The sequence below is a fragment of the Bradyrhizobium uaiense genome (assembly GCF_010811875.1).
GTDB lineage: Bacteria > Pseudomonadota > Alphaproteobacteria > Rhizobiales > Xanthobacteraceae > Bradyrhizobium > Bradyrhizobium uaiense.
This window is the reverse complement of sequence record NZ_VKHP01000825.1, coordinates 1-247: the sequence shown is the minus strand read 5'-3', so window position 1 is coordinate 247 and position 247 is coordinate 1. Positions and strand designations below refer to the sequence as shown.

General features: G+C 63.2%; 1 pseudogene. It reads left to right on the top strand.

Going from position 1 to position 247, the window contains the following annotated elements:
* Positions 1–134 (top strand): annotated as a pseudogene (locus tag FNJ47_RS55180) (NADH-quinone oxidoreductase subunit C); the annotation flags it as partial.
* Positions 135–247: the final 113 nt, after the last annotated feature.

Here is a 247-nt window from a genome sequence, read left to right as displayed (position 1 = left end):
TCGTCGAGGTTCGCTACGACGACCAGGAGAAGCGGGTGCTGTACGAGCCGGTCCGGCTCAACCAGGAATTCCGCAAGTTCGATTTCCTTTCGCCCTGGGAAGGCGCGGACTATCCGCTTCCCGGTGAGCGGGAAGTCCTTGCGCAGCGGATGGCCGTCGAAGCCGTAGTCGGTCAGCAGGCGGCGCATGTCGGGGTGGCCGATGAAGATCACGCCATAGAGGTCGTAGGTCTCGCGCTCGAACCAGT